Source organism: Arthrobacter sp. P2b, assembly GCF_900168295.1.
Taxonomy (GTDB): Bacteria; Actinomycetota; Actinomycetes; order Actinomycetales; family Micrococcaceae; genus Arthrobacter.
Genome location: NZ_FVZL01000005.1, coordinates 192,564 through 212,703 on the forward strand (window position 1 = coordinate 192,564; position 20,140 = coordinate 212,703).

At 65.0% G+C, this 20,140-nt stretch carries 18 protein-coding genes; 8 read left to right on the forward strand and 10 right to left on the reverse strand.

The annotated features are described in order from the left end of the window. Window positions 1–46: 46 nt before the first annotated feature. From B5520_RS11370 to dinB, 6 genes are all read right to left on the reverse strand, one after another. On the reverse strand, window positions 47–1,840 hold the full coding sequence (locus tag B5520_RS11370; RefSeq protein ID WP_079597173.1) for a peptidoglycan D,D-transpeptidase FtsI family protein: 1,794 nt from the start codon (window positions 1,838–1,840) through the stop codon (window positions 47–49). Between the two features lie 47 nt (window positions 1,841–1,887). Further along, window positions 1,888–2,607, reverse strand: a complete 720-nt coding sequence (locus B5520_RS11375; protein ID WP_079597174.1) for a hypothetical protein — start codon at window positions 2,605–2,607, stop codon at window positions 1,888–1,890. Beyond that, on the reverse strand, window positions 2,604–3,596 hold the full coding sequence (gene rsmH / locus B5520_RS11380; protein WP_079597175.1) for a 16S rRNA (cytosine(1402)-N(4))-methyltransferase RsmH: 993 nt from the start codon (window positions 3,594–3,596) through the stop codon (window positions 2,604–2,606). Before rsmH ends, B5520_RS11375 begins: the two co-directional genes overlap by 4 nt. A 169-nt stretch (window positions 3,597–3,765) precedes the next feature. Next, window positions 3,766–4,194, reverse strand: a complete 429-nt coding sequence (mraZ, locus tag B5520_RS11385) for a division/cell wall cluster transcriptional repressor MraZ (RefSeq protein WP_079597176.1) — start codon at window positions 4,192–4,194, stop codon at window positions 3,766–3,768. Between the two features lie 379 nt (window positions 4,195–4,573). Continuing rightward, window positions 4,574–4,948 (reverse strand): DUF3040 domain-containing protein, encoded by a 375-nt coding sequence (locus B5520_RS11390; protein WP_079597177.1) that lies wholly within the window; start codon window positions 4,946–4,948, stop codon window positions 4,574–4,576. Window positions 4,949–5,221: 273 nt separating this feature from the next. Then, window positions 5,222–6,448 (reverse strand): DNA polymerase IV, encoded by a 1,227-nt coding sequence (gene dinB / locus B5520_RS11395; RefSeq protein WP_079597178.1) that lies wholly within the window; start codon window positions 6,446–6,448, stop codon window positions 5,222–5,224. A gap of 74 nt (window positions 6,449–6,522) precedes the next feature. On the opposite strand from dinB, the gene B5520_RS11400 reads away from it, so the two are divergent. Together B5520_RS11400 and B5520_RS11405 are read left to right on the forward strand one after the other, a co-directional pair. Continuing rightward, entirely contained in the window at window positions 6,523–7,050 is a 528-nt protein-coding gene (locus B5520_RS11400) for a hypothetical protein (protein WP_079597179.1), read from the forward strand. After that, window positions 7,047–8,141 (forward strand): polyprenyl synthetase family protein, encoded by a 1,095-nt coding sequence (locus B5520_RS11405; protein ID WP_079597180.1) that lies wholly within the window; start codon window positions 7,047–7,049, stop codon window positions 8,139–8,141. Before B5520_RS11400 ends, B5520_RS11405 begins: the two co-directional genes overlap by 4 nt. A gap of 6 nt (window positions 8,142–8,147) precedes the next feature. Here B5520_RS11405 and B5520_RS11410 read toward each other — a convergent pair whose 3' ends face one another. Continuing rightward, complete coding sequence (locus tag B5520_RS11410; protein ID WP_079597181.1) at window positions 8,148–8,480, reverse strand: Rv2175c family DNA-binding protein; 333 nt, start codon at window positions 8,478–8,480, stop codon at window positions 8,148–8,150. 266 nt (window positions 8,481–8,746) lie between these two features. Between B5520_RS11410 and B5520_RS11415 the strand changes: the two genes are divergently transcribed. After that, the gene (locus tag B5520_RS11415; protein WP_079597182.1) at window positions 8,747–10,117 is read left to right on the forward strand and encodes a lytic transglycosylase domain-containing protein; all 1,371 of its coding nucleotides are present in this window, start codon (window positions 8,747–8,749) and stop codon (window positions 10,115–10,117) included. Between the two features lie 112 nt (window positions 10,118–10,229). Next, on the forward strand, window positions 10,230–12,293 hold the full coding sequence (pknB, locus tag B5520_RS11420; RefSeq protein WP_303048426.1) for a Stk1 family PASTA domain-containing Ser/Thr kinase: 2,064 nt from the start codon (window positions 10,230–10,232) through the stop codon (window positions 12,291–12,293). Between the two features lie 30 nt (window positions 12,294–12,323). Here the strand turns inward: pknB and B5520_RS11425 are convergent, their stop codons facing one another. Both B5520_RS11425 and B5520_RS11430 read right to left on the reverse strand, forming a co-directional pair. Further along, complete coding sequence (locus tag B5520_RS11425; protein ID WP_079597184.1) at window positions 12,324–13,715, reverse strand: class II 3-deoxy-7-phosphoheptulonate synthase; 1,392 nt, start codon at window positions 13,713–13,715, stop codon at window positions 12,324–12,326. Between the two features lie 97 nt (window positions 13,716–13,812). Beyond that, window positions 13,813–14,619: a lysophospholipid acyltransferase family protein gene (locus B5520_RS11430; protein ID WP_079597185.1), complete on the reverse strand. Its 807-nt coding sequence runs from the start codon at window positions 14,617–14,619 to the stop codon at window positions 13,813–13,815. Between the two features lie 111 nt (window positions 14,620–14,730). Between B5520_RS11430 and B5520_RS11435 the strand changes: the two genes are divergently transcribed. From B5520_RS11435 to B5520_RS11445, 3 genes are read left to right on the forward strand one after another with little or no spacing between them, the layout of a single operon-like run. Next, entirely contained in the window at window positions 14,731–15,519 is a 789-nt protein-coding gene (locus B5520_RS11435) for an alpha/beta hydrolase (protein ID WP_079597186.1), read from the forward strand. After that, complete coding sequence (locus tag B5520_RS11440) at window positions 15,516–16,334, forward strand: alpha/beta hydrolase (protein WP_079597187.1); 819 nt, start codon at window positions 15,516–15,518, stop codon at window positions 16,332–16,334. Before B5520_RS11435 ends, B5520_RS11440 begins: the two co-directional genes overlap by 4 nt. After that, on the forward strand, window positions 16,321–16,923 hold the full coding sequence (locus B5520_RS11445) for a hypothetical protein (RefSeq protein WP_079597188.1): 603 nt from the start codon (window positions 16,321–16,323) through the stop codon (window positions 16,921–16,923). The genes B5520_RS11440 and B5520_RS11445 overlap by 14 nt, the downstream gene beginning before the upstream one ends. 61 nt (window positions 16,924–16,984) lie before the next feature. Here B5520_RS11445 and B5520_RS11450 read toward each other — a convergent pair whose 3' ends face one another. Further along, the gene (locus B5520_RS11450; protein ID WP_254865551.1) at window positions 16,985–17,959 is read right to left on the reverse strand and encodes an ROK family glucokinase; all 975 of its coding nucleotides are present in this window, start codon (window positions 17,957–17,959) and stop codon (window positions 16,985–16,987) included. A gap of 297 nt (window positions 17,960–18,256) precedes the next feature. Here B5520_RS11450 and B5520_RS11455 point away from each other — a divergent pair, with 297 nt between their 5' ends. Next, complete coding sequence (locus B5520_RS11455) at window positions 18,257–20,065, forward strand: AMP-dependent synthetase/ligase (RefSeq protein WP_079597190.1); 1,809 nt, start codon at window positions 18,257–18,259, stop codon at window positions 20,063–20,065. Window positions 20,066–20,140: the final 75 nt, after the last annotated feature.

The window sequence follows — 20,140 nt, forward strand, 5'->3', positions numbered from 1 at the left end:
GATAAGCGGTAACAGCAGAAGCTGTTACGCCGTTGGTGCCGGGGTGTTACTTGGCGAACTGGGGCAGCCTGGCCGGTTCGCCGGTGGACGGCTGGACGTTGTAGGTCCGCAGTGCCTGGCTCATGACCGACCGGAAGACCGGCCCCTGGGTAATCCCGTAGATGCTGCCCTTGGGCCGCTGGAGTACCACCTCCACAATAAACCGCGGATCATCCATCGGTGCCATGCCCACGATGGAGGCGGTGTACCCGCAGAAGCCTGCGCCGTCGTCGCACGGTGACTCCGAGGTGCCCGTCTTGGCGCCCACCCGGTACCCGTCAATGGCCGCGTCCTTGATCTGGCCTTCGGTGACGGCGCTTTCCAGGACGTCCTGGACCTGTTGGGCTGTGCTGTCCGAAACAACCTGCCGGGATGGTGCGGCCGGAACCTTCTCCTCGGTCCCGTCAGCGGAAATATAGGAATCGATCAGGCGCGGCTGGAGCATCACGCCGTTGTTGGCGATGGACTGGAACGCCCGCACGGTCTGGAGGGTGGACTGTGAGACGCCCTGGCCGAACAGGACCGTGTATTCCTGCCGCCCGTCCCACTGCTCCCAGGGCGTCAGGATGCCGGACGCGGTGGCCGGCAATCCGATGTCAGGGGCCTCGCCGATGCCGAATTTCTTCAGCCAGTCGTAGCGCTGTTCCTTGCTCAGCCGCTGCCCGGCCATCACCGTGCCCGTGTTCATCGAATATCCCAGGATGCCTGCGAGGGTCCGCTCCTCCGTCCCGTGGGCGAACGAGTCGCTGAAGGTCTGGCCGTCCACCGTGTAGGAAGGCCCGAGCGTGAAGGTATCGAGGGGACCTGCTTTGCCCTCTTCGATCAGGGCGGCCACTGTCATCATCTTCTGAACGGAGCCGGGCTCGTAGGCGGCGGTAACGGCACGGACGCCGCGGTCCTTGGCTGCCACCCGGCCGGGGTCGTTGGGGTCCGGTGAGTTGGTGTCTGCCATGGCCACGAGGTCGCCGGTCTTGGCATCCATGACAATGATCACGCCCCACTCGGCACCCAGCTTGTCCGACTGGCTTTGGATGGCCTGCTGCGCAAAGTATTGAAGGTCGGAGTTGATGGTGAGTTTGACGTCCTTGCCGTCTTCCGGCGGGGTCAGCTCGTCCACACCCACGGGAATCCTCAGGCCGTCGGCGCCGATCTCGAACAGCCGTTCGCCGTCCTTGCCCTTCAGGAGTTCGTCCTGTGTTTGTTCGATGCCTGCCTGGCCGGTGGTGCCGTCCTTCAGGAAGCCGATGATGCCCCCGGCTACGGACCCGTTCGGGTAGACACGTTTGCTGACGCCCTCCGTGACGATGCCGGGAATCTGAAGCTTCGAAATCCTGTCCTCAACATCGGGCTTTACATCCTTGGCCACGATGTAATAGCGCGAGTCACCCGTAACGGCGTCAACGATGGCGTCCTTCTCCATGCCCAGAACCGCTGCCAGCTCCGTGAGCCCCTGGTCGCGGGAAACGTCCACCAGTTTCTCTTTGGCCTCGTCCAGGCGCTTGAACGTTTCCGTCTTGGTGTTGAGCCTCTGGTCCACCACCACGTTGTAGCGGATCACACTGTTGGCCAGGACTGTGCCGCTGGAGTCCAGGATGCTGCCGCGTTCGGCCGGCAGGACTGTCTGGGTCATACGCTTGTCCAGCGCAGCTGCCGCCATTCCTCCGACGTCCAGGCCCTGGACAAGGAACAGTTTGCCGCCCACCACCAGCAGGAGCGTGAGCATAATGCCCAGCCCCAGGCGCAACCGCTTCGTGGCGTTGGGTACCCTGCTGTTTACTGCCTTGCCGGTCCTTTGCGCCACCGTGGAATTCCTTGCTGTTCGACCCTGTTGCCTGCCAGACCTGCCTCTTACTGCCCCGGCACCTTCTGCTGGGGCACGGGAACGGTGCCGCCGTGAAGTTCAGCCGCCGGCACGTCTGCTGGAGGAGCGGCGGGTGCTGCGGCTGCCGGGGTACCGCCGGCAGGAGTGTCAGCGGCGGGAGCTCCAGCCGCCGGCGCTCCAGCAGCAGGGGCTGCGGCGGCTGCGTCCTGCGCAGGCTTGCGGTTTTCGAGCGGTTCGCCCTTACTTGCAGGCGGGACCACGATCAGCTGCCCGGCCACCGCCGGGGCAGGGATGACCGCGCCCTCGGAGCCGCCCTTAACCGCCGGCGTCGCCTTGCCAGTGACGGAAAGGGTGGACAGGTCGATCTGGCCTTTAACCGTCGATGCCACCATTCCCAGGTCCTTGGCCTTCGCGGCCAGGTTCTGCGGCGCCTCGAAGTTCTGGACCTGCTGGGTAAGGTCCTGGTTCTGCTTGGTCAAGGTGCTCTGCCGGGCGCGCAGTTCCACCAGCTGGTACTGCGCGGTGGAGACCGAGATGTTCAAGACGAGCACAGCGATCAGGGCCAGCGCCAGCATGGCGAAGCAGAGGACAACGAAGGGCGCGCGCCGCTTCTGCGGAACGCTGCGTACCACCGAGAGCGGTGTGCGGCTTTTCCGGCCTTCACCTGGTGCACCGGCAGGGAGAGTCCTGCTGGCCGCCGAACTGCCTGCAGCGACGGGAAAGGTCTTGACGGCAGCGGTGCTCATGCAGCTCTCCTGGCTCTGATTCGTTCTGCCGCACGCAGCCTGGCTGACGCTGCGCGCGGGTTTTCGGCGATTTCGACGGCGGTGGGCACCTCGGTGCCTTTGGTCAGCGTTTTGAGTTCCGCCTTATGTTCCTCCAGCTCCACCGGGAAGCCGAGCGGGGCTGAGGACTTCGAACGGGCCTGCAGAACGCTCTTGACGATTTTGTCCTCCAGCGAGTGGTAGGACATCACCACGATGCGGCCGCCGAGTGCCATGAAGTCCACGGCTGCAGGTACTGCCCGTTCCAGCACGTCGAGTTCTTCGTTGACCTCGATCCGCAACGCCTGGAAGGTCCTCTTGGCCGGATGCCCGCCGGACTTGGCTGCTCCGGCCGGTACCACGGATCGGATCTGTTCCACCAGCTCGCCGGTGGTGGTGAAGGGCTTGACGGCCCTGGTGGCGACGATCCTGTTCGCGATGCGTCCGGCGAACTTTTCCTCGCCCCACTTGCGGATGATCCTGACCAGTTCCTCTTCGCTGTAGTTGTTCACCACGTCAGCGGCGGTCTGGCCGCGGCTGGTGTCCATGCGCATGTCAAGGGGCGCATCGAAGGAGTAGGCGAAGCCGCGTCCGCGTTCATCCAGCTGGAGCGAGGAGACACCAAGGTCCATCAGGATTCCGTGGACCTCCGGCACGCCGAGATCGGCGAGGACATCCTCGATTTCGTCGTAGACGGCGTGGACCAGGTCCGTGCGGGCATGAAAGGGCGCCAGACGTTCTCCGGCCAGCGCCAGGGCTTCCTCATCCCGGTCGATGCCGATGAGATGGAGGTCGGGGAACCGCTGGAGCATCGCTTCAGAATGTCCGCCCATTCCCAGGGTTGCATCGATTGCCACCGGAGTTTCGCCACGGAGCCTTGCCGCCTCGAATCCTGGGGCCAACAAATTAATGCACCGGTCCCTAAGAACCGGCACATGGCGTTCGGACGTGGGCTTTGGTTGTTCGTTCACGCCTCGTCCTTTCTCGCCGTCGTGGTGTACCGTGCATGCTTCTGGGACCAGATCCCCATCCGCGCCTATCGTCCCGCCCGCCTGGCTCCGGGGAAGTGAGCCAGGTTGGCCAGCCGATGGGCCGGCTGGAGATCTCGTCCAAGAAGCTTCCTGTTGGCCGTTCCGGCATTCAGAGAATGCCCGGAATGGGGTCATCAGTTTCCGAGAAGGCTGTTTCCTTCTCAGCAAGGTATTCCGTCCAAGCCTGGGAGTCCCAGATCTCGGCCCGGGATCCTGCACCGATCACGGCCAGCTCCCTGCCGAGGCCTGCGTACTCCCGGAGCGCCGGTGGAATGGTCACGCGCCCCTGCTTGTCAGGTACCTCATCAGAGGCTCCAGAGAGAAATACGCGGATGTAGTCACGTGCCTGCTTGGAGGATATTGGTGCCTCCCGCATTTGCTCATGGACCCGTGCAAATTCCTTCTCGCTGAAGACGTAGATGCAACGTTCCTGGCCCCTCGTGAGTACCAGCCCGCTGGCAAGCTCCTCACGGAACTTCGCGGGGAGAATGATCCGTCCCTTTTCATCCAGACGTGGCGAGTGAGTGCCCAGGAACACTGGTCCACCGCCTGTCCGCCGTCAGGAACTGCACATCCCCTAATGTTGCAACCACCCTCTTATGTCCTCCACATTACTCCACTTTCCCCCACAGTCAACGCAAAAGGCTCCTTTCCAGCGGATGACTGTGGGTGGAAATGCCCGAAAAGCCGCGGAATTGCGCTTGTGGTGGGAAGTGGAGGAGTTTGCCATGATTGGACTCCCCGAAATCCGAATATCGCTACGCAACCGAAATGCGGCATGTTCCCGGAAGGGGTATTGCGGCAGGACGGGGAGGAAAGTGGAGATTAAATGCGAAAAGACCCGCCGAAGCGGGTCTTTTCGTCGCGCTCCCCCAACAGGGGGTGCAAAGTGGAGGGGCGGTAATGCCGCCGGGCCGTTACGGCTCGCCCCGACGCCTCTCGTCCCAGCGCTCCTCCAGGCTGCTCATGAATGAGCTTCGCTGCTTGCCGGGCTTGCCGTTGCCGCCCTTGGCGCCAGGTTTTGACGCCGCCGAACTGCGCATCGTTGCAAAGTAGACTCCGCCACCCATCACGATGAACCCGAGTACCCCAACGAAGATGTTTTGCAGCGTCACACCAACCAATAACAGGAAGACACCCGCCAAGGCGCAGAGGACACCGATCACCACATGCCGCGTGGACCATGAACGTCCGGGATCGGACCCCATGGAATTCGCGAACTTCGGGTCGTCCTCGTGAAGCTGCTTCTCCAGCTGCTCAAGCAGCTTCTGTTCGTGCTCCGACAGCGGCATCACGACCTCCTTTTGTAGGCCAACGTCCGGGCTGATTCCCAGCCACAACTTCTGCACCGTTAACGACCGTTATGCCTAAGAGGTTCCCGCTTCGCCAGCATTGGCAAAAGCTGAAACCTGGCATGCAGTCGCCGGAGCGGGAGCATGTCCAAGAGGGTCCGGCAGTAAGTCCAGTCACTCGAAACTATGTATCTCTAAGGATAGTTTGTTCAGGGCCGTTCTGAAAGACGGCAATCACGTTCGAAGAAGCCTCCAGGCCTTATGTTTTAGGGCTTACCCGGCGCCGCTTCCGGGTTCCATGAGCCGTGCCGGCAGGACGGACTTATTACCGAATTTGCGCGTGACTTCATCAAGCGCCTGCTCTGCCGCACGCCAGTTGTCGTCGCGCCTGTCGATGCTTAATTGGAGTGAGGTCCGGGCAGCGTCCTCGAGTTGCTCTGCCCTGACCCCTACCAGGCGCACCGGCATGGCACGGGCGCCCACCGAATCCAGCAACTGGAGGACCACCGCATAGATGAGCTGGGCGCTGTCCACCGGAGTCTGGACAGTCCGGCTTCGCGTGATGGTGGAAAAATCGGCAAAGCGCAGCTTCAGGGCAATGGTCCGCGCCACCATTCCCGAACTGCGCAGCCGTGTGGCCGTCCGGTGCGAGAGACGAAGCAATTCCCGGTGCAACAGGGCGTCGTCCGCCGTATCCACGGCGAAGGTCTCTTCAGCCCCGATGCTCTTCTCCAGCCGCACGGGGGTCACCGGACGCGGGTCAATGCCCCAGGAGAGCTGGTGAACGTGCTCTCCGGTAGCGCCAAGCATTTTGCGGAGGGCTGAGACCGGTGTTGCCGCTACGTCCGCCACCGTCCTGATGCCCATCTTCGCCAGGGCCTCTGCCGTTTTCGCGCCGACGCCCCAGAGCGCCCCCACCGGCAGGCTGTGAAGGTAAGGCACGGTCTGGTCGGGCCCGATCATGAGCAGGCCGTCGGGCTTGCAGCGGGTGGACGCGATCTTCGCCACGAACTTCGTCTCAGCGATGCCCACAGATGCCGTGATGCCCAGTTCCGAAGCAACCCGCCGGCGGATCAGTTCACCGATTCCCCTGGGAGGACCCAGCCTCCGGATGGCGCCGCTGACGTCCAGGAACGCTTCGTCCACGCTCAGCGGTTCGACGAGTTCGGTGATCGATTCGAAAATGGCCATCAGCTGGCCGGACACCTCGTAATACAGTGAATGGCGCGGTTCGATAATGACGGCCTGGGGGCACATCCGGGTGGCAACCGCCATGGGCATGGCGGATTTGACTCCAAAAGCCCTGGCTTCGTAGGACGCGGACAACACTACGGAACGCTCTGCCGGGAACCCGACAATCACCGGTTTGCCGTGGAGTTCAGGACGCGTCCGCAGCTCCACTGAAACGAAAAAGGCATCCATGTCCACATGCATGATGCACTTGCGCCGGCGGCCCGGAAGGCGCGCTGCGGCTGGCTGGTTCGTACCGTCGGGCCCCACGGCTGCAATCCTATCCGTTGGTACTGACTAAACTGGAGGCTGAATCCGGCATCAACACCAGGAGGAAAGTCCCTGTGACGGTCTTTGGAAACCTTAAGCCTGCAGGCTTGGCCACTCTCGCTGCCGGTGCAGCCCTGGCCCTGGCTGCCTGCAGCCCCACCCCGTCACAGGCGCCCCAATCCAGCTCTTCGGCTTCCACCCCGGCAACGTCGCAGGCCACTATAACCGCGTCGGCCAGCCCCTCCGCCTCACCCAATACGTCCGCCACTGTCGGTGCCGTGGTGGAAGGCTTCCCCCAGCAGCTGCTGCCCCTCATGCCCGGAGCCACCGTAGTTTCGAGCAGCTTCGACAAAGCATCGGCACCGGCAACGGCCGCCCTGGTGGCCACCGTGACGGCGCCCACTGCTGCCGTTGTGGACTTCTACACCACCTCGCTTGAAGCCCAGGGGTTCAAGGCGGTTCCCGGTGAGGCGGTGGGAGCGGTGGCGTCGAAGGACTTCGTGCGGGGCGACAACGAGACAGTCAACCTCTCCGTTGTGGAAGCCGCGGGCGTGGCCACGTTCACCATCGGAGCCAACGTGGCAGCTGAGTCTGCCAAGTGACCGCCGCCGAGCAACTGAGGCACGAACAGGCAGACTTTGTGGCGGCAGTGGCCGGCGAACTGACCGGCTTCCTGACCTCGCGGCAGTCCGTGATGTCTGCCATCTCCCCCGACATCGACCCCATCATGGGCTCCATCTCAAACCTCGTGACCGGAGGCAAGCGCCTCCGGGCACTCATGTGCTACTGGGGCTGGCGGGGCGCCGGCGGCGAGCCCACGGCCACCGAGGTGGTGACTGCCGGTGCCGCCCTCGAGCTGTTCCAGGCGGCAGCCCTGATCCATGACGACATCATTGACCGCTCCGACACCAGGCGGGGAGGACCGAGCGTCCATCGCCGTTTCAGCCAGCTGCACGGTGCACAGGGCTGGGCGCTGGACAGCGAGCGGTTCGGCCAGGCGGCAGCAATCCTCGCCGGTGACCTCTGCCTGTCCTTCAGCGAGGAGGCGTTCACGGACATTGGGGAACGTGCAGCATCCGGCAGCAGGGCGCGGCTGATCTTCAACCTCATGCGGGCCGAGGTCATGGCCGGTCAATACCTGGACATCCTTGAGGAAGTCGCGGGCCCGGTCCGTGACCGGGCGGGCGCCGTCAGCCGCGCCCAGTCGATCATCCGGTTCAAAAGCGCGAAGTACTCCACCGAGCACCCGCTGGCCTTGGGCGGAGCACTGGCGGGCGCTTCGAACGAGCTCCTGCGCGGCTACTCAGCGTTCGCGCTCCCGTTGGGCGAGGCTTTCCAGCTTCGCGACGACGTGCTGGGCGTTTTCGGCGACCCGCTCACCACGGGCAAGCCTGCAGGGGACGATTTGCGCGAAGGCAAGAGGACGGTATTGGTCGCCCTTGCACTGGACCAGGCCTCAGCCCCTGAATCCGCATTTATTGATTCCCGGCTGGGAAGCCCGGACCTTTCGGACGAAGACATCCTTGAGATCCGGCGGATCATTGAGGAGTCCGGCGCCCTGCAGGCCACGGAGGTCCTTATTAACGAATTTGGTTCTGCGGCATATGAAGCCCTGGAGGCCCTTCCGCTCGATGAATTGCCAAAAACCGCCCTGCGGAGGCTGGCTGAAGCCACCGTCAGCCGAGCCTCCTAGAAGCGGCTACCAGGCCAGGGTCTGCGCCCGGCGCCGGATCTCGGTTTTGCGGCCCTCGCGCAGCGCGTCGATGGGGCGGCCGCGCAAGGATTCGTCTGCCGTAAACAGCCAGACGATAAGGTCCTCATCCGAATACCCTGCGTCCGACAGCACCACAATGGTGCCCTTAAGGCTGTCCACTACCTGGCCATCCTGAATGAATTCCGCGGGAACGGACCTGATGTTCCGCTCCCCTACCCGCAATGCCGCCAGGGCCCGTTCATCCAAAAGGCTATGAACCTTGGTGATGGAAACATCCAGGAGGCGGGCGACGTCGGGCAGGGGCAACCACTCGCCCACGAGGTTTTCTACGTTATTACTCACGGATCAAGGTTGCCATGGGGTGCGCCCCGCCGCCTAGTCGATGCAATCACTGTGCGCAGTTGACCTGCAAACACTCCGTAAATCTTTCTTTGCCGGGAATCCCGGGATTCTTGTGCTAATCCCGAATTCGTGAGAGATTCACATTGTTCACGCTCGTAACAATAATAACTTGAGTAACAGTAGTATCAGGAATGTCAGCGGCATCCCCGTCCGCGCCCGCAGTTGAGAAGAGGATTCTTTCCATGACGATGTCCCGCTCGCCCAAGCAGCCCCCCAGGCCGAGTCTGCCGGTGCTTGCCGCCACAACCGCCGCGCTGCCGGCGGTCGTGTTGTCATCCTTGGCCCTCGCCCAGCCTGCTGCCGCAGAACAGCCGGCCCGGTCCATTCCTGCAACCCTGGCTGCGGCCATGAAGGCACAGGCTGCACAAGCGGCTCCGGCTGTCATCCCTGCATCGTCGGTATCCACCACCATTCCTGCTGCCTTCAAGCCTGCCCAGCCTTCTGCTCCCGCGGAGTACACCATCGCCCGCGGCGACACCATCAGCGGCATTGCCGGGAAGTTTGGCCTGAAAACCTCCGAAGTCCTCAAGCTGAACAACCTCCAGCCAAATACGCTCATTTATCCCGGGCAGAAGATCAAACTTTCCGGTGCCCCTGCCGCGGCACCCGCCGCCGCACCAGCACCGGCGGCAACACCTGCGCCTGCCGAGGGTGCAACCTACACCGTGAAGGCCGGCGACACCCTGGGAGCCATCGCGGCGCGGCACAACGTGAGCCTTGCCGATGTGTTCAGCTGGAACAACCTCTCCATGCGCTCCATCATTTATCCCGGGCAGAAGATCAAGGTGGGCGGAGGACAGGCCGCACCGGCTGCGGCACCGGCCCCCGCACCAGCCCCTGCACTGGCCAACACCTCTGCCACCCCCGCACCGGCTACCGGTTCCTACACTGTCAAAGCCGGCGACACACTCTCCGGCATTGCCTCGCGCCACGGGGTCAAGCTCTCCGAGCTGCTCTCCGCCAACCGGATGAGCATGACCACGGTCATCTTCCCGGGCAACAAGCTGGTTATTCCCGGTGGCTCGGGCCAGCCGGCAGCCCCGCAGCCGGCCGCGTCCGTCACTCCGCTTGTGCCGAGTTCATTCCTCGGGTTCAGCTACCCCGCGGCCGTAGTCAGTTCCGCGAACGAGAACAAGGCCCTCCTGAACGCTGCGCCGGTTCCCTCCCGTGCTGAAATGCGGAATATCGTGGCGGACACGGCACGCCGGATGGGAGTGGATCCCTCGCTTGCCCTCGCCTTTGCCCACCAGGAGTCCGGTTTCGACCAGCGCGCGGTCTCGCCGGCGAACGCCATCGGCACCATGCAGGTCATCCCGAGCTCGGGACAGTGGGCCTCGGATCTTGTGGGCCGCAAGCTGAACCTGCTGGATCCGTACGACAACGCAACCGCGGGCGTCGCTATCATCCGCCAGCTCCTGGCCACCAGCAAGGACGAGGAAACTGCGATCGCCGGCTACTACCAGGGCCAATACTCGGTGAGCAAGTACGGCATGTACGACGACACCAAGGCCTACGTTGCGGCCATCAAGGCACACCAGAAGAACTTCGGCTAGTCCCTGCGCCCTGGCTGACCGGGGCTGTGGTAACAGGTCAGAACGGGTCCGAACCGGCTACAGGTTCGGACCCGTTTCGTTGCGGGACTAGGATCGAAGGGTGCAGGAACACGTGTCTGACCCTTTTGTAGGAACGCTGGTGGACAACCGGTACGCCGTCCGCTCCCGACTGGCACGCGGTGGCATGTCCACTGTCTACCTGGCGGTGGACCAGCGGCTGGAACGGGACGTCGCGCTGAAAGTGCTTCACCCGCACCTCTCCGCCGATGAAAGTTTTATCGCCAGGCTGGGGCGCGAAGCGAAAGCCGCTGCACGGCTGTCCCATCCGCACGTCGTGGGCGTCCTGGACCAGGGCAACGACGGCACCACGGCTTACCTGGTCATGGAATACATCAAGGGCCACACCCTCCGTGACGTCATCAACAGCAAAGGTGCCCTGCCGCCGCGTCTGGCACTTGCCCTCATTGACCCCGTTGTCGAGGGCCTAGCCGCGGCCCACGCCGCCGGCTTCATCCACCGGGACGTCAAGCCCGAAAATGTCCTGATTTCGGATGACGGCAGGATCAAGATCGGCGACTTTGGACTGGCGAGGGCGGTCACGACGTCCACGAGCTCCGGAACCCTCATGGGAACGGTCGCCTACGTCTCTCCTGAGCTGGTCCTGGGAAAACCGGCGGACGCCCGGAGCGACGTCTACTCCGTGGGCATCATGCTGTTCGAGATGCTCACCGGACAACAGCCGTTCGACGGTGAGGTCCCCATCCAGGTCGCCTACCAGCATGTGAACGGAACAGTGGGCCCGCCCTCGGCCCTGGTGCCGGGTTTGGCAGGCGAAGTGGACGAGCTGGTGCAATGGTGCACTGCCAACGATCCGGAGAACCGGCCGGTGGACGGAAATGCACTGCTGCACGAGCTGCGCCACATCCGGACCCACCTGACAGACGCCGAGCTGGATCTGCAGCCGCCGGCGGCCCCGGACCCTGCCGGCTCCCCTCACCGGACCGAGTTCATCGCGCGGACCAGCAATCCAACAAGCATCCTGCCCTCGGGCCGGCCAGCCCCGCCGCCCTACGTTCCGCTGCAGGGGCAGGAATCATCGGACCGAAACACCGGCCATGCAGCCCATGGGAGCCACATCCTTACGCCACCCGGCGAAGATGCCGAAGAGGCCTGGGCTCCCCCGACGCCGTTGCCCAGCAAGCGGGCACAGCGTAAATCGGAGAAGGAAGAGGAGAAGGCCCGCGCCCGCGCTGCGGCCACCCCGGCCAGGACGCTGCGCGAAGGCAATCCCCGCCGGCGTGGGGTGCTCTGGGTGGTTGTCCTGGTCCTGGCCGCCTTGCTGGCCACGGGAGCAGGATGGTTCTTTGGCATGGGACCGGGGGCCGCTGCCACGATTCCCGAGGTGGCAAACAAGACCGTCGCCCAGGCCCAGCAGGTGCTCAGCGATGCCGGCTTCAGGTCCACCACCAGCGACGTTTTCGACGAGAACGTCCCCACCGGCCTGGTGGTGGGCAGCGAGCCCGGGGCGGGGACGGAAATCCGTAGATTCCAGCCGGTATCCCTGTTCGTCTCGAAGGGACCCCAGCTGTTCCCCCTGCCGCAACTGACCGGCGGGACGCTGGACGAAGCCAAGAACGCACTTAATGCTGCCGGGATGGCACTGGGCACGGTCACGGAAGAGTTCAACGAGGAGGCGCCGGCCGGCGTCGTCCTCTCCCAGGACCCGGCGTCCGGCACGCCCGCCCGGCGCGGGACTCCGGTGGGCATGGCCGTCTCCAAGGGACCTGAGCCCATTCCCGTCCCCTCGGTGGTGGGCCAGGACGAGAAGGATGCCGAAGACGCCATCGAGGCGGCCGGCCTGCGCGCCGAGGTGGCACGCGAAGAGGTGTTCGACAGGAACATTCCCGAGGGCGCGGTTGTCAGCCAGTCACCGGCCAGCGGCACGCTGACCCGTGGCGGCACGGTCACCCTGACCATCTCGAAGGGCCCGAGGATGGTGGAAGTGCCCAGCTACATCGGCCGGCAGGCCACCGAGGCCCGTCGGGCACTGGAGGCCCTGGGCTTCCAGGTGCGGGTCAACGATGTGCTGGGCGGGTTCTTTGGAACCGTCCGCGACCAGGATCCGGTGGATACCGAGGTTCCCGAAGGTTCCGTGATCACCCTGACGGTGGTGTAGGCGGAAACCCGCCTACACCACCGAGCAGGATCAGTGCTTGGCGAGGGCGCCGGCCACCAGGAAGGCCATTTCCAGGGACTGCATGTGGTTCAGCCTCGGATCGCAGACTGATTCGTAGCGGTCAAGGAAGGCGTCCTGGTCGATTGGATCGGCGCCTCCAAGGCATTCGGCGACGTCGTCACCGGTCATTTCGACGTGCAGGCCGCCGGGGACCGTTCCCAGGGCGTGGTGCACCTCGAAGAAGCCGCGCACCTCGTCGATGACGTCGTCGAAGTTCCGTGTCTTGTAGCCGTTGGGGGACGTGACGGTGTTGCCGTGCATGGGGTCTGTAACCCAGAGCACCTGGGCGCCGGAAGCGGTGACTTTCTGGACGACGGCGGGCAGCTTCTCGCGAATGTTGCCGGCACCCATGCGGGTGATGAAGGTCAGGCGGCCGGGTTCGCGCTCCGGGTCCAGCCGGTCGATCAGGCGCAGGGCATCATCACCGGTGGTGGACGGGCCCAGCTTGACCCCGATGGGGTTCCTGACGCGGGACAGGAAGTCCACGTGGGCGTGGTCAAGTTCCCTGGTCCGCTCCCCGATCCACAGGAAGTGGGCGGAGGTGTCGTACGGGAAGCCGGTGCGGGAGTCGATCCGCGTCAGCGCCCGCTCGTAATCCAGCAGCAGGGCTTCATGGCTGGCGAAGAATTCAACGCGCTTGAGGGCCTCGAAGTCTGCGCCACAGGAAGCCATGAACTTGATGGCGCGGTCGATGTCCCGGGCCAGCGACTCGTAGCGGGCGTGGGCGGGGTTCTCGGTGAAGCCCTTGTTCCACTGGTGCACAGAGCGCAGGTCGGCGAACCCGCCCTGGGTAAAGGCCCGGATCAGGTTCAGGGTGGAAGCGGAGGTGTGGTACGCGCGGAGCATGCGCGCGGCGTCGTGGCCGCGGGACTCCGGCGTGAAGTCGTACCCGTTGACGATGTCGCCGCGGTAGGCGGGAAGGGTGACGCCGTCCCGGGTTTCGTCATTGGACGACCGCGGCTTGGCGAACTGCCCGGCCATCCGGCCCATCTTGATGACGGGCATGGCGGCACCGTACGTGAGCACCACCGCCATCTGGAGGATGGTCTTCACCCGGGCGCTGATCTTGTCCGCCGTGGCGGCCTCGAAGGTTTCGGCGCAGTCGCCGCCCTGCAGGAGGAATGCCTTGCCCTGGGCTGCTGCCGCGAGCCGCTCACGCAGCACGTCCACCTCGCCGGCGAACACCAGCGGGGGAAGCGCGGAAAGTTCCTTCACCGAGGCGTCGAAGACTTCCCTGTCCTGCCAGCTGGGCTGCTGGGAGATGGGAAGGTCCCGCCAGTCGTCAAGTCCTGGATAGTTGGCCGCGCCGCTCTGGGCGGTGCTGGACAGCGAAAAGGCGGGTTTTGCAGATAGCTCAGTCACCCTCTAAGACTAACGGCAGCGCAGGTTTGCTGGACACCACACCGTCACGGTGACTGAAGCGGGCGTCACAACAGCCGCGCGGCGAAGGCTGCTCCGGTTATCCGGCAGCGGCAGCGCCGCCGTCGTCCTTCCTGGCGCGTTCACCGGTGGCGCCGGAATCCGCGGCCCCTTCCGCTGGCTCCGGCGAAGCCAGGGGTTCGGCGGCTGCCGCCGGTTCCACCGGTTTGCCGGCCAACCGAAGCTTCACGACGGCCGCGTACTCGTCCACGTATTCCTGCCCGGAGAGCCGCATGAGTTCGAACATGATCTGGTCCGTGACTTTCCGTTGGACGTCACGGTCCTCGGCCTGGTCCCGGTAGGTGCTGAAGTCCAGCGGTTCACCAAAGATCATGCCGATCCGGCGGATGTTGGGCAGCCGTTTCCCGATGGGCTGGACCTTGTCGGTGCCGATCATGGCGACCGGGATGACCGGGACTCCGGCCTGCAGCGCCAGCCGGGCCACGCCCACCTTGCCCCGGTACAGCCTGGAATCGGGGCTGCGCGTGCCTTCGGGATAGATGCCCAGCAGCCCGCCGTGGTTCAGGACGTCCATTCCGGCGCTGAGGGAGGCGGCGGACGCTGCACCACCGGAGCGGTCCATGGGCAGCTGGTTGGTCAGGCGGAAGAACATGGCCGTCAGCCTGCCCTTGATCCCGGTGCCCGTGAAGTACTCGGACTTGGCCAGGAAGACCACGGGACGGCGGACCATCAGCGGCATAAAGATCGAGTCGGAAAACGACAGGTGGTTGGAAGCGATGATCGCTGCCCCCTGCGCCGGGATGTTGTCCAGCCCCTTGACCCAGGGACGGAAAAGAAGCTTCAGAACCGGCCCCAGGAAGATCCTTTTCATGACCCAATAGAACACGTGGTGAACCTCTCCGGAAGGCGGCCCTCAGGCTCCGCGCCGGGCCTGGTCAGCAGTCCAATGCAACCCTACTCTAGTGAGATTTGTCCGGAACAGTGACACGATGGAGTCATGACTGAAAGCAGCATCCCGCCCCGTCCTGCCGCTTTCAGCTATCCGGGCCATGGGGCGAACGCACGTATTGGCGTCGCCATCTGCCACGGCTTCACGGGCAGTCCACTCAGCGTGATGCCCTGGGCGGAGCACCTTGCGGGGCAGGGTTACGCCGTGACCGTCCCGCTGTTGCCCGGGCACGGAACCGACTGGCGCCAGCTCGCCCGCACGCGCTGGACCGAGTGGTACCGCAGCTACGAAACAGCTTTCCTGGAACTCCAGTCGCAGACCGACACGTGTTTCGTGGCGGGGCTGTCCATGGGCGGGGCGGTGGCCCTGTTGACCGCGTCCCGGCACAGCGTGGCAGGGGTCTCAGTGGTCAACCCCGGCCTGAGTTTCTATGACCGCCGGGTCCGGGTCATCGGGGTCCTCAAATACTTTCAACGGACCACCATCCCCCTCCAGGAAGAACAGACGACGGCGCCGGCCACCGAGGATGGTGACTACACCCGCACTCCGCTCTCGGCAGTGCATGAGCTCAAGAAGCTCTTCGGGGCGGCCATCCGTGGCCTGCCGGGCGTCACGGCACCGGTGCAGGTGTTCAAATCGCTGACTGACGCCGTGGTTCCGCCAACCTCCCTTGAGATGCTTCGACAACGGCTTCCTGCGGGGCTTGAAGAAGTGGTTGGCCTTGATAGCAGCGGCCATGTGGCTACGCTGGACGTTGACGCGCCGGAGATCTTTGCCAGGTCCAGCGCATTCATCCGCGCCCATTCCCGCCAGACCAGCACTTCGGAGACGCCATGACCTCCAGCCCGGACCACAGTCCCTTCAGCAGCATGTCCAGCGGTGAAGGGCCGCGGACGGGCGTGGTCCTTTCGCACGGTTTCACCGGAAGCCCGCATGGACTCCGTGCATGGGCCCATGCCTTTGCCGCGGCCGGTTTCGCGGTCCGGATGCCGCTGCTGCCCGGCCACGGGACCAGCTGGCAGGACCTCTCCCGGACACGGTGGCAGCAGTGGCACGGCGCCCTGGACGACGCCTACCTCGAACTCGAGGCTGAATGCGACCACGTCTTCGCCGCCGGGTTGAGCATGGGCGGTGCGCTGGCGTTGCGGATTGCGGCCACCAGGCCGGTCAGCGGCGTGGTGCTGGTAAACCCCGGGCTGGTCATCGACGATCCCCGCGCCCCGCTGGCCGGGATCCTGAAGCTGGTCATGAAGACCACCCCTGCCATCGCAAACGACATCCTCAAAGCGGGAATGGACGAAGGCGCGTACCTGCGCACGCCGGTGGCCGCCGCCCACGAGCTGAATAAAATGTTCAAGGACACTGTGCGGCTTCTCCCCCGGGTTACCGCTCCCGTCCAGGTGTACCGGTCCGCTGTGGACCACGTTGTCTCCGATACGAGCATCGCCGCGCTGCGGCGCGGGTTGACGCATGCGCCCCTGGAACTGGTGAGGCTCAACAACAGCTACCACGTGGCCACGATGGACAACGACGCCGAGCAGATTTTCCAGGGCTCGGTGGACTTCATCCGCCGTGTGCTTCCTGCCGCCGAACCCTCCGGGACAACAACGCCGGCAGCGGCAGGCCAGGAGGCCCGGCATGACCAGGCATGACTCCGGATCCCCCGATTCCCAGGACCAGGGCGCGAACCAGGACGATGCCGTCTGGCTGGACCTGGTGGCGCGGCTGGAAGCAGACTCCCCGCCCCCTGGCCCGCGCCATGCAGCACCGGATTCCCGCCCCGGAACAACGGACGCCGGCGCGCCGGCCGGAGCGGGCAGCCCCGCCGACCATCCGGGAAGGGCGTCGTTCCGGGACTTCGATCCCCTGGGCCTGGCCGGGGCAGCGCCGGCCGAACTGTCCGCAGCGGAACGTGAGGCGTCCCGCGCCGGGACAGGCGAGGACGGCGCCGATGCACCCGAAGCTCCGGCGGGTCCGCGGGATTATGGAGTGGACGACGACGAGGGCGCCTTCGTCCCCGAGGAACCTCCCAGCCTGTCAGGCACGGATCCGCTGACCATGCTCGCCTGGCTGGCTGCCGTGGGCGGGCCGGTGGCACTGCTGCTCTCGGCTATGTTTTGGCGTTCCGCGCCGCTGCTGGCCGTCGTGGGAATCGTGGCTGCGTTTGTGCTGGGAACGGTGTACCTGATCATGAAGCTTCCCCAGGAAAAAGACGAGGACGACGACGGCGCCAGGGTTTAGCGTCGCCAAACGGGCCGGGCATGCTCCTCTGCCCGGCGCCGCCGGCAAGCGGACCGTTGCGTCAGCTGCGGACCCTGCTGCTGACCCGTGACAGGTCGGCGGCACCAATCAGTCCGGCGTTCGGTCCGAGGGCGGCAAGCTGGATTCCCGCGGCCGGGCGGAAGCCGCGTCCGGTCAGGTTCCGGGCGAACGCCTTTTGCGCCGGTTCCACCAGCAGGTCTCCGGCCGAACACAATCCGCCGCCGATGACGAACAGCCCCGGGTCGAGCGCTGCGGCCAGGTTGGCGAGTCCGAGGCCAAGCCATTCCCCCACTTCCTCAATAAGCTCCCGCGAGGCGGCGTCACCAGCCAACGCCAGTTCGGTCACGATGGCACCGGTGATGGTCTCGGCGCGCCCGCCCACTGCTCCCAGCAGGTCCTGGGCCATTGGGGAGTTGCTGCGGGCCAGGATCCTCGCTTCGCGGCCCAGTGCGTTGCCCGATGCGTACTGCTCCCAGCACCCGCGGTTGCCGCACTCGCAGCGGTGCCCGCCGGGCATGATGACCTGGTGTCCGAACTCGCCGGCTACCCCAAACCGCCCGCGCTCCACCCTGCCGTCCATGACCATCGCGCCGCCGATTCCCGTTCCCAGCGTGATGCAGACCAGCCGGTCTTCGCCCTGCCCTGCCCCGAAACGCCATTCGGCCCAGGCGGCTGCGTCGGCGTCGTTGGCCAGCAGCACGGGGCGCCGCAGGAGGTGTTGCAGGTTTGCCCTCAGGGGCTCATTGCGCCAGGCCAGGTGCGGGCTGAAAAGCACCGTGCCGCCGTCGAGGTCCATCCAGCCGGCGGCGCCAATGCCCACCGAGCGGATCCGGTGCCCGCTGCCCAGCTCCTCAACCAGGTCCACGATGACCCGCTCCACTGCCCGCGGGTCGGTGCCCGGCGTGGAGCGGCGTGCCTCGCTCAGGATCGTGCCGTCGGCGTCCACCACTCCGGCCGCCACTTTGGTGCCGCCGATATCGATTCCGATCGCAAGGCCCTTCCGGCCAAGGCGCATCTGTTCACGAAAGCCGTCACCCTGCCTCCTTCCGGCCCGGTAGGAGGCAGACCGCCGCCTCCACGCTGCGGGCCTGCTGAGGGGGCCGGCCTGCTCGCCGGAGGATTGTGCGTACATAGTTCCCAATTCTAGGTTTTCCGCCGCCCCGGCGCCCGGACCCCCGTGGCGGTTGCGGCCGGAGAGCGATTGACGGCAAAGTTACCCGCCAGTAACTTTAGATACTGCACGGTCCCGCGGCGGCGTACTAGTCTTTAGGCATACCCCCTGAGCGGGACTTCGGATATCAAAGGAGCTATAGTGCGCGAATTCAGTGTTCCGCCTCTTGTTGTCGTTCCACCGGAAACCAATATCACCGACCTGGTGCTGCGGCAGGCGGACAAGGCCAGCAACCCGGCTCTGTTCTCGCGGCTGGACGCAAACGGCGCCTGGCAGGACGTTTCTGCCACCGAATTCCTTGCTGATGTCAAAGCCCTGGCAAAAGGCCTCATCGCCAGCGGCGTCGGTGCCGGCGACCGCGTGGGCATCATGTCCCGTACGCGCTACGAATGGGCGTTGGTGGACTTCGCCATCTGGTTCGCCGGCGGCGTCTCGGTTCCCATCTACGAAACCTCTTCGCCCTCGCAGGTGGCCTGGAATCTTGGCGATTCAGGCGCCGTTGCCGCCTTCGGCGAGGCAGCCCACCACGAAAATGTCATCCGGCAGGCCGTGACGGCCGAAGGACTCACGGCACTCCAGCATGTCTGGCAGTTGGAGGGCGGCGGACTTGACGCCCTCCGGGAAGCCGGGAGCGGCGTCAGTGATGACGATCTGGAAACCCGCCGCACCTCGGCGAAGCTGGCAGATATCGCCACCATCATCTACACCTCCGGAACCACGGGCCGGCCCAAGGGCTGCGAACTGACCCACGGCAACTTCGTGGAGCTTTCGGACAATGCACTCGCGATCATCGGCGAAATCGTCCATGAGAACGCCAAGACCATCATGTTCCTGCCCCTGGCACATGTCTTCGCCCGGTTCATCTCCGTCCTGGCCATGGCAGCCGGAACCACCGTGGCGCACACGCCTGATATCAAGAACCTGCTCTCCGACCTGCAGAGCTACGAGCCCACCTTCATCCTTGCCGTGCCGCGGGTGTTCGAGAAGGTGTACAACTCGGCCCTGACCAAAGCCGAGGACGGCGGCAAGGGCGCCATCTTCCACAAGGCGGCCGATACCGCCATCGCCTTCTCCAAGGCGCGGCAGGCCGGCCACGTGGGGCTGGGACTGAAGCTGCGCCATGCCCTGTTCGACAAGCTGGTCTACGGCAAGCTGCGGGCCGCGATGGGCGGCCACGTTGCCCATGCGGTCTCCGGCGGCGGTCCCCTTGGTGAACGGCTGGGCCACTTTTTCCAGGGCATCGGGCTCCAGGTGCTGGAAGGCTACGGCCTGACCGAAACCACCGCTCCCATCTCGGTCAACACCCCGTCCCGGATCAAGATTGGTTCGGTTGGCAAGCCCCTGCCCGGCAATGCCGTCAGGATTGCCGAGGACGGCGAGATCCTGGCCAAGGGCGCGTGCGTCATGCGCGGCTACTACAAGCGTGAGGACCTGACGGCGGAGACATTCTCCGACGGCTGGTTCCGCACCGGGGATATTGGCCGGCTGGATGACGACGGCTTCCTGTGGATCACCGGCCGCAAGAAGGAGATCATCGTCACCGCCGGCGGCAAGAACGTGATCCCGGCGCTGCTGGAGGACCAGATCCGTGCCGATGCGCTCGTATCGCAGGTCCTGGTGGTTGGCGACAACCGGCCGTTCATCGGCGCACTGGTCACGCTGGACCAGGAGGCCCTGCCGGGCTGGCTCCAGCGGCACAACCTGCCGGCCGACACCTCCCTGGCCGACGCTGCAGCAAACCCGGTGGTCAAGGCAGCAGTGCAGGACCTGATCACTGCCGCCAACAACTCCGTCTCCCAGGCCGAGGCCATCAAGTCGTTCCGGATCGTGGCGGCCGACTTCACCGAAGCATCCGGGCACCTGACCCCCTCCATGAAGGTGAAGCGCGCCCAGGTGATGAAGGACTTCGAGACCGTCATCGAGGAGATGTACGGGGCACCCCGCTCCTGATCCCCAAACAATGAAAGGGTCCTCCTGGCGGAGGACCCTTTCATCGTCTTGACTGGTTCATTGTTTTGACTGGCT